Origin of the sequence: Streptomyces sp. MB09-02B (assembly GCF_033794485.1) — a bacterium.
GTDB lineage: Bacteria > Actinomycetota > Actinomycetes > Streptomycetales > Streptomycetaceae > Streptomyces.
Genome location: NZ_JARGEE010000386.1, coordinates 1 through 8,499, shown reverse-complemented (window position 1 = coordinate 8,499; position 8,499 = coordinate 1). Strand labels below are relative to the sequence as shown.

The following is an 8,499-nucleotide window of genomic DNA, read 5'->3' as shown; positions in this document are numbered from 1 at the left end:
GGGCAGGGCGGGGCGGGGCGGAAGAAAGCAGAGCGGCAGCGGTGGCGGAAGCGGGCACGGAAGCGTGGCGGAGTTCGAGCCGGGCTTCGGCGCCAGGGGGGGAGGCGCCGAAGCCCGGCTCTGGGAGAGTCCCGGCGCTGGGGGGAGAGCGTCGGGACTCGGCTTCGGATGACTGCGGTCAAGGCGGGCGGTCGAACTCCGGGTCCCGGGCCTGAGGGCTCCGGGCCGGTGAAGTCGTGCGCCCGGAAGTCTTGTGCCCCGGGAACGGGGAGTTGAAGCGACGTAGTACGGCCAAGTAGCGGCACAGTACGGCCAATTGGCGGCAGAGTACGGCCCATCGTGGCCGGCCTACGGTCAGGCGTGGCTGACATTCGGCCAGGGCGTGGCCGACTGACAGCCGAAGTGTGCGTGGAGGTCTCCTCCAGCGGGCGGGCGGCGTACGCCGGTAGGTCCGGGCCGGGCCCCGTGGCGGCCCCAGGGGGCGGGCCGTTACGGGGCCCTGGTCGGTGTGCGGGCCGGATCAGGCGGCGGCGTCGAAGCCGGTGTCGCGGGCGAGCTTCTTCAGTTCGAGCAGGGCGTGCTTCTCGATCTGACGGATCCGCTCGCGGGTGAGGCCGTGCTCCTTGCCGACCTCGGTGAGGGTGCGCTCGCGGCCGTCCTCGATGCCGTACCGCATCTTGATGATGGACGCGGTGCGCTGGTCGAGGCGCCCGATGAGGCCGTCCAGCTCCTCGCTGCGCAGCAGCGTGAGCACGGACTGCTCGGGCGAGACCGCGGAGGTGTCCTCCAGCAGGTCGCCGAACTGGGTGTCGCCGTCGTCGTCCACCGACATGTTCAGCGAGACCGGGTCGCGGGCCCAGTCGAGGACGTCGCTGACGCGGTCCGCGTTGGAACCGAGCTCGGCGGCGATCTCGGCGGGCTCGGGGTCGCGCCCGTGCTCGCGGTTGAACTCGCGCTGCACACGGCGGATCCGGCCCAGCTCCTCCACGAGGTGGACGGGCAGCCGGATGGTGCGCGACTGGTCGGCTATCGAACGGGTGATGGCCTGACGGATCCACCAGGTGGCGTACGTCGAGAACTTGAAGCCCTTGCGGTAGTCGAACTTCTCCACCGCTCGGACCAGGCCGGCGTTCCCCTCCTGGATCAGGTCGAGCAGGGGCAGGCCGCTGCGCGGGTACCGCCGGGCGACGGCCACCACGAGGCGCAGGTTGGATCGGATGAAGATGTCCTTGGCCCGCTCGCTGTCGGCGACCAGGGCTTCGAGCTCCTCGGAGCTGGCGTCCGCCCTGGCCTCTTCCTCGCCGTCGAGGATCTGCTGTGCGAACACACCCGCCTCGATGATCTGGGACAGCTCGACTTCCTTGGCGGCGTCGAGCAGCGGTGTACGCGCGATCTCGTCGAGGTACATGCCGACCAGGTCGCGGTCGGCGATCTCGCCGCCAGAGGCGCGAACGCTGCGAGCCGCGTCGGTCCGGCCGGAGGCGGACGAACGACGAGCGGCGACGGCACGGGTTGCCATGCGTGCTCCCTTGCGATGGTGGGCTGGCAGGGTCGTATCTGGTCCTACGTGGGTCGTGATGCGGCCGCTCGGACACTCTCCCGAGTGCCCTGCTTCCGAAGGAAACAACGACTGGAATCAGGACAGAATTCCCCACCCGTCCCACTATTTTTCTGATCTTGCAGTACCCTGTGCCGCCGCAGGAGGAGGCGCGATGTCGACGGAGTCCGCAGAGGTGCAGGTCAGACCGGGAGTCGAGGCCGACCTCGCCGCCCTCACCGACCTCTACAACCACTACGTCCGTGAGACGCCCATCACATTCGATACCGCTGTCTTCACTCCGGAAGAGCGCCGCCCCTGGCTGCTCTCCCACCTTGAAGACGGACGGCATCGTCTGATGGTTGCCGCCGAGACGGGTTCACAGCGGATTCTGGGATACGCCACGAGCAGCGCGTTCCGTCCGAAGGCGGCGTACGACACCTCGGTGGAGGTGTCGGTGTACCTCGCCCCGGACGCGGGCGGCCGGGGCGTGGGCACGCTGCTGTACAAGGCACTGTTCGAGGCGCTCTCCGACGAGGACATCCACCGCGCCTACGCCGGTATCGCCCAGCCGAACGTGCCGTCGACCCGGCTGCACGAGCGCTTCGGGTTCCGGCACGTCGGCACCTATCGCGAGGTCGGGCGGAAGTTCGGTCGGTACTGGGATGTGGCCTGGTACGAGAAGGAGCTGTGAGACGCCATGAGGCTCTCCGGGCCCCCGGGGCTCATCGCGGAGTCCTCCGGACTCACCGCTCGGCCAGGGACTCCCGCATGACCTTCGCGGTGGCGCGGGGGTCGTAGTCCTCGGGTACCCCTTCGACCAGGATGATGTCCCCCTCGATGTGGCGTGTGCGGAGCGGGGCGATCTCCTGGTACTCGGGCGAGTCCCACCAGGCGCGCGCCTCGGCGATGCCGGGGAAGCCGATCATCACGACGGCGCCGGGCCAGCTTCCCTCCTTCACCTCGTGCGGGGTGACGTGCACGAGGAAGCGTCCGCCGTACGGTTCGAAGGTGGCGGGGATGCGCTCGACGTACTCGGCGATCTCCGGGTGCGGGGCGGCGTCCTTGAGGTGGGCTATGGCGTAGGCGGGCATGCGTGTCCTCCGGTCGGTCCCGTCGTCGGGGCGACCCGGTCGGGCGGACCGGCCCCTGTCGGTCGGGCCGGTTCCCGTCGGTCGGGACGGTTGGGCTGTCTACGCCGTCGAGCTTGGCAGGCGTACGGGCCCGGGTCGATGACCTTTCAGGTAAGCGACCCCGGCCCGCGCCCGGCCCACGCCCGCGCCCGGCCCACGCCCACGCCCGGCCCCTACGCCCGCGCCCGCGTAGGCGCCCGGAGGGTCAGCCGAACTGCACCGAACGCTTCGACAGGCCCATCCAGAAGCCGTCGATCACCGATTTCTGGGCGTCGAGTTCACCGGCGGCCTCGGCCGCGCCCATCGTGACGAAGAGGGGGGCGAAGTGCTCCGTGCGGGGGTGGGCCAGCTGTCCGGCCGGGGACTTGTGGAGGAAGTCGAGGAGGCCGTCCCAGTCGCGGGTTTCCAGGGCGCGGTGGCCCCAGTCGTCGAACTCGGTCGACCAGGTGGGGACGCCGGGCTGACGGAGGGCCGCCAGGTTGTGGGTGAAGAAGCCGGAGCCGACGATCAGCACGCCCTCGTCGCGGAGGGGGGCGAGCTTGCGGCCGACGTCCATCAGCTTCAGCGGGTCCAGGGTCGGCATGGAGATCTGCAGTACCGGGATGTCGGCGTCGGGGTACATCTCGACGAGGGGGACGTACGCGCCGTGGTCGAGGCCCCGGTCCGGGATGTCCTGGACGGGGGTGCCGGGGGCCTGGAGCAGCTTGCGGACCGAGGCCGCCAGCTCGGGGGCGCCCGGGGCGCCGTACTGGACCTTGTAGTAGTGCTCGGGGAAGCCCCAGAAGTCGTAGACCAGGGGAATGGTCTCGACCGCGCCGAGGGCGAGGGGGGCCTCCTCCCAGTGGGCGGAGACCATGAGGATGGCCTTGGGGCGGGGCAGGGTCGCGGCCCAGGCGGCGAGTTCGCCGGGCCAGATCGGGTCGTCGGCGAGCGGCGGGGCCCCGTGGCTCAGGTACAGGGCGGGCATGCGCTCGGCGGTGGCGGCGGACATAGGGGTGACTCCCTCAACACATGCGCGACGCACACGACACACACGCCTCGGTGGGCCCGGCGGTCGCTTCTTGTCTCCTTGGCTCGCGCCCGTCACTCCGGGCGCCTGAGACCTCTCCCAACTCCCCAGTAGTTGAAGTCTCAATATTTCTTGTTTCACCTTACATCTCTATAGTTCAAATTTCAAGGAGGAGCCTCGTACAGTGGGGGTATGACGACCGCATCCGCCGACGAAGAACCCCGCTGGCTCACCGACGAGGAGCAGCGCACCTGGCTCGCCTACGTCCACGCCACGACCCTGCTCGAAGACCATCTCGACCGACAGTTGCAGCGCGACGCGGGCATGCCGCACCTCTACTACCACCTGCTCGTGGTGCTGTCCGACGCGCCGCAGCGGCGGCTGCGGATGACGGAGCTGGCGATGCAGACGAAGATCACGCGATCGCGCCTGTCGCACGCCGTGGCCCGGCTGGAGAAGAACGGGTGGGTGCGGCGCGAGAACTGTCCCGTGGACAAGCGGGGGCAGTTCGCGGTGCTGACGGACGGCGGGTTCGAGATGCTGTCCAAGAGCGCGCCGGGGCATGTCGCGGCAGTGCGGCAGGCGATGTTCGACCGGCTGTCACCGGAACAGCAGAAAGCCCTCGGCGAGATCATGGGGATCGTCGCGGAGGGGCTTCAGCCGTCGGAGGCGGGTGCTGACTTGCCGTGGCTGCGGTAGGGGCCGGGGCCTTTCCGTAGCTGCGGTAAGGGGAGCAGGGGGCAGAGGTCTTTCTGTCGTGGAGATGTGCCCGTGAGCGGGGGCTTGTCGCGTAGTTCCCCGCGCCCCTGACGGGGCGCGGGGTGGAGCGGGGACTCCAGTCCCTGCTCCACCCCGCTCCGTCATCGGTGCCCGTCGGGTTCCGGTTCCGGGGTCAGTGGGCGATCACCGGGACCTTGACCTCGTTCGTCGCGTCATCGCCCTCGGCCGAGGACGCCGTCATGTCGGGCTTGCCCGTCGTGATGAGGGTGAAGGCGATGGCGGCGGAGGCCACGAGGATGGCCACGGCGAACCAGATGGCGTTGGTGTAGCCGTTGACCATGCCCTCCAGCTGGACCAGCTGGGCGGCCGGCTTCGAGGTGGCCGAGCCGATGTGGTCCGCGATGTAGGACGTGGTGGCCGAGGCAGCGATCGTGTTCAGCAGGGCCGTGCCGATGGCGCCGCCGACCTGCTGGGAGGTGTTGACCATGGCCGAGGCCACGCCCGAGTCACGCGGCTCGACCCCGTAGGTCGCCAGGGACATCGCCGGCATGAACGCCGTACCCATACCGAGGCCGAGCAGCAGCTGGGCCGGCAGGAGCAGGGTGGTGTACGAGGAGCCGACCTCCATCTGGGTCAGCAGGAGCATGCCGAGACCGGCGACCAGGAAGCCCGGGGCCATCAGCAGGCGCGGCGCGACCCGGGTCATCAGGCGGGTGCCGATCTGGGTCGAGCCGATGATCATGCCCGCGATCATGGGCAGGAAGGCGAAGCCCGTCTTGACCGGGGAGTACCCCTTCACGATCTGCAGGTAGTAGGTGAGGAAGAGGAACAGGCCGAACATCGCGATGATCGCGAGGCCGAGGGAGAGGTAGACACCGCCGCGGTTGCGCTCCAGGAGCACGCGCAGGGGCAGCAGCGGGGCCTTCACCTTGGACTCGACGAACACGAAGGCCGCGAGGAGCACCGCCGAGGCGACGAACAGGGTGATCGTCATCGAGTCGCCCCAGCCCTCGGACTCGGCTCGCGTGAAGCCGTAGACCAGGGAGACCAGACCCAGGGTGGACAGGACCACACCGGGGATGTCGAGCGGGGAGCGGTTGCGGCTGCCCTCGGGCTCACGGATGACGAGGTACGCGCCGACCGCGGCGATCACCGCGAACGGGATGTTGACGAAGAACGTCCAGCGCCAGTCCAGGTACTCGGTGAGGAAGCCGCCGAGGATCAGGCCCACGGCGCCGCCGCCACCGGCGATCGCACCGTAGATGCCGAACGCCTTGGCGCGCTCCTTGGCGTCGGTGAACATCACCGCGAGGAGGGAGAGCGCGGCGGGCGCGAGCAGCGCGCCGAAGACGCCCTGGAGGGCGCGGGCGCCCAGCATCATCGCCTCACCGGTGGCCGCGCCGCCCAGTGCGGAGGCGCCGGCGAAGCCGATCAGGCCGGTGACGAAGGTGCGCTTGCGGCCCCAGATGTCGGAGATACGGCCACCGAAGAGGAGCAGACCGCCGAAGGCCAGGGCATACGCGGTGATGACCCACTGCCGGTTGCCGTCGGATATCCCGAGGTCCTGCTGGGCGGAGGGGAGGGCGATGTTCACGATGGTCGCGTCGAGCACGACCATCAGCTGGGCGAGGGCGATGAAGACGAGCGCTTTCCAGCGGTTGGCGTGCGCGTCGCCGGTCTCGGACGTTTTGGCTGTGCCGACTGTTTCGGACATGGGGATACCCACTTCGGGACTTCGTGACGGAAGGATCGGTATCGGGTGACGGAAAGGGCGCGGAGGGGTGGCGGCTCGTCAGCGTCGACGGCCGTGAACTCTCAGCGGGTCAGGCGGGTCAGGCGGGTCAGGGCTGGATCTCAGGACGGGCACGGCCTCCGTAGGTCCTCCACGGTCACCGGGGTGCCGGGCAGTTCGGAGGGGGCCGGGGCGCGCAGTCCGTCCAGGAGCAGTTGCAGATGGCGGTGGAGGAAGCGGTCGACACCCGCGCACTGGGTGCCGGCCGGCGGCCTGCTGAGCTGGCTGACGGCGATCATCAGATCGCCGACACCCACGTCGGAGCGCAGCTGCCCGGCGTCCCGGGCGCGCCGCATGATCCCTTCGACCTGCTCCTCCAGGCGCTCGCGTGCCGCCTCCAGGTCGGGGTGGTTCTTGTCGAACGTGCTCTGGATCATCGGGCAGAGCGCGCTGACCCGTTCGTCGGCCGAGGCGTGCACGAAGCGCGAGAGCGCCTCGAAGGCGTCACCGGTCTCGGCGAGCGCGGCCTCGGCCGCGAGGGCCGTGCGGTCCATGACCGAGCAGACGACCTCACGGACCAGTGCGTCACGGTCCGGGAAGTTGCGGTACAGCGTGGCATTGCCGACACCGGCCCGGCGGGCGATCTCGTCGAGCGGCACCTCGGGGCCGAACTCCACGAACATCTCCCGGGCGGCGGTGACGATCCGCTCCCGGTTGCGCAGGGCGTCCGCCCGAGGGCGAGGCACCTTGCGACGCACGGCGGTGGCGGTGCTGCTCTCCACGGCGTACTCCTCTGCCTGATCCAGTGGTGTGGGGGGCACCCGGTGACGATCCGGGGATGGAGTCCCCGTTTCGCTCGGACGAAGGGTTAAACGGGGAAACGATCCCCGGTTATTTCCCCACTCCGAGATCTTTTCGCGTGACCTGGGTCACATGGGACCCCGGGGCGGGAGCCGTCCAGGTGAACCCCACGTTCGGCCCTTCCAGCGCGCGCCCGCGCAGCCCGCGACCCAGGGTGATCGAGAGGGCGCAGCCTTGTCACCGGACGGCTGCCGTGGAGCGAAGGGCGCGGGCATGCAGCAGCCGTTCCGCAGAAGCGGGATACCTCCGCGCCGGATACGCCCCCGGCGGACCCGTGCGCGCCGGACGCGTCCGCGCCGGGCCGTCGCGCTCGCGTCCGTCACCGCCCTCACGCTCGCGGTCAGCACCTCCGCCGGCACCGGACGCCTGATGGCCAAGGACACGACGACGGCCGCGGGGGCCACCGCCGTGGTCCGCGGTTCGGCGCTCGGCCCCTGCATGATCCGCGGCCCGCTCGGCACCCAGATGTCCGAGGGCATCCCGACCCCGCCCGGCTACTCCCGCTCCACCGGCACGGTCCGGGCCCTCAACCTGATGATCGACTTCTCGGACGCCCCCGGTGAGGGCAGCGCGATGGACCGCTTCACGGAGTTCGCGCCGCAGACCCAGAAGTGGTTCAGGACGAGTTCGTACGGCCGTGTCGACTACCGTCCCGAGGCCCCGCTCACCGAGTGGCTGCGGATGCCGAGATCCTTCCGCTCCTACGACATAGAGCGCGGCGCCCCTTTCGACCCCGGCTACCGCCGGCTGGTCCAGGACATGGTGCGGGTCGCCGATCCGCTGGTGGACTTTCGGTCGTACGACCTCGTCAACGTCCTCGTCACCCCGAACGCGGGTCCCTCCGCCCTGGACACCGTCCTGTCGGTGACGTTCGCGGGCAACCGGGAGGCGCCGGTCGCGGACGGTGTGCCGGTCGCCAACGCGTCCTTCGTCTACAGCCGCCAGGACGACGGCTCGGGCTCGTACGGGGAGACCGGGTACCGGGTCCTCCCCCACGAGAACGGCCATGTCTTCGGCCTTCCCGACCTCTACACCCACGAGGGCGGGGCTGCGGTCGGGCACTGGGACATCATGAGCGAGGACTGGGGCGTCGACAACGATCTGCTGGGCTGGCACAAGTGGAAGCTCGGGTGGCTCGACGAGACGCAGGTGGCGTGTGTGGCGACGGTCGGCTCCGCGGAGTACGTCCTGACGCCGCTCGCCTCCGGGGGCGGCGCGAAGCTGGTCGTGGTGCCGCTCAGTTCCCGTACGGCGTACGTCGCGGAGTTGCGGACGCGGGCGGGCAACGATGCGGTGGTGTGCCGGCCGGGGGTGCTGGTCTACCGGGTCGACGCGACCGTCGACACCGGGAACGGGCCGATCAGGGTCCATGACTCGCGGCGGGACAGCGGGGGGTGCACGCGCAGCCCCAATGTCCACGCGGAGCTGTCCGACGCGCCGCTCGTACCCGGCGAGACGTTCAAGGACGCGAGGGCGGGGGTGGAGATCGCTGTGGCCGGGGTGGATG

The 8,499-nt window shown here is 70.1% G+C and carries 8 protein-coding genes; 3 read left to right on the top strand and 5 right to left on the bottom strand.

The genetic code is table 11. The features are described from left to right. Window positions 1–520: 520 nt before the first annotated feature. Window positions 521–1,519: an RNA polymerase sigma factor RpoD/SigA gene (locus P1P70_RS35375; RefSeq protein ID WP_319245138.1), complete on the bottom strand. Its 999-nt coding sequence runs from the start codon at window positions 1,517–1,519 to the stop codon at window positions 521–523. Between the two features lie 193 nt (window positions 1,520–1,712). Between P1P70_RS35375 and P1P70_RS35370 the strand changes: the two genes are divergently transcribed. Beyond that, window positions 1,713–2,231, top strand: a complete 519-nt coding sequence (locus tag P1P70_RS35370; protein ID WP_319245137.1) for a GNAT family N-acetyltransferase — start codon at window positions 1,713–1,715, stop codon at window positions 2,229–2,231. A gap of 52 nt (window positions 2,232–2,283) precedes the next feature. On the opposite strand, the gene P1P70_RS35365 is transcribed toward P1P70_RS35370, so the two are convergent. Beyond that, window positions 2,284–2,631, bottom strand: coding sequence for a DUF1330 domain-containing protein (locus P1P70_RS35365; protein ID WP_319245136.1), 348 nt, complete (start codon window positions 2,629–2,631; stop codon window positions 2,284–2,286). A gap of 244 nt (window positions 2,632–2,875) precedes the next feature. Continuing rightward, window positions 2,876–3,661 carry a class III extradiol ring-cleavage dioxygenase gene (locus P1P70_RS35360; protein WP_319245135.1) on the bottom strand — a complete coding sequence of 262 codons (786 nt, stop codon included), beginning with the start codon at window positions 3,659–3,661 and terminating at the stop codon, window positions 2,876–2,878. Window positions 3,662–3,871: 210 nt separating this feature from the next. Here P1P70_RS35360 and P1P70_RS35355 point away from each other — a divergent pair, with 210 nt between their 5' ends. Then, window positions 3,872–4,378: a MarR family winged helix-turn-helix transcriptional regulator gene (locus P1P70_RS35355; RefSeq protein WP_319245134.1), complete on the top strand. Its 507-nt coding sequence runs from the start codon at window positions 3,872–3,874 to the stop codon at window positions 4,376–4,378. A gap of 193 nt (window positions 4,379–4,571) precedes the next feature. Here P1P70_RS35355 and P1P70_RS35350 read toward each other — a convergent pair whose 3' ends face one another. Next, on the bottom strand, window positions 4,572–6,113 hold the full coding sequence (locus P1P70_RS35350; protein WP_319245133.1) for an MFS transporter: 1,542 nt from the start codon (window positions 6,111–6,113) through the stop codon (window positions 4,572–4,574). 140 nt (window positions 6,114–6,253) lie between these two features. Continuing rightward, window positions 6,254–6,913 (bottom strand): helix-turn-helix domain-containing protein, encoded by a 660-nt coding sequence (locus P1P70_RS35345; RefSeq protein ID WP_319245132.1) that lies wholly within the window; start codon window positions 6,911–6,913, stop codon window positions 6,254–6,256. Window positions 6,914–7,205: 292 nt separating this feature from the next. On the opposite strand from P1P70_RS35345, the gene P1P70_RS35340 reads away from it, so the two are divergent. Further along, on the top strand, window positions 7,206–8,499 hold a 1,294-nt coding region (locus P1P70_RS35340; RefSeq protein ID WP_319245131.1), incomplete at its 3' end, for a M6 family metalloprotease domain-containing protein.

Bases quoted from the DNA above. Each gene is read 5' to 3' on its own strand.
- P1P70_RS35375 (WP_319245138.1), bottom strand. From the start codon at position 1,519: ATGGCAACCCGTGCCGTCGCCGCTCGTCGTTCGTCCGCCTCCGGCCGG.
- P1P70_RS35355 (WP_319245134.1), top strand. From the start codon at position 3,872: ATGACGACCGCATCCGCCGACGAAGAACCCCGCTGGCTCACCGACGAG.
- P1P70_RS35370 (WP_319245137.1), top strand. From the start codon at position 1,713: ATGTCGACGGAGTCCGCAGAGGTGCAGGTCAGACCGGGAGTCGAGGCC.
- P1P70_RS35365 (WP_319245136.1), bottom strand. From the start codon at position 2,631: ATGCCCGCCTACGCCATAGCCCACCTCAAGGACGCCGCCCCGCACCCG.
- P1P70_RS35350 (WP_319245133.1), bottom strand. From the start codon at position 6,113: ATGTCCGAAACAGTCGGCACAGCCAAAACGTCCGAGACCGGCGACGCG.
- P1P70_RS35360 (WP_319245135.1), bottom strand. From the start codon at position 3,661: ATGTCCGCCGCCACCGCCGAGCGCATGCCCGCCCTGTACCTGAGCCAC.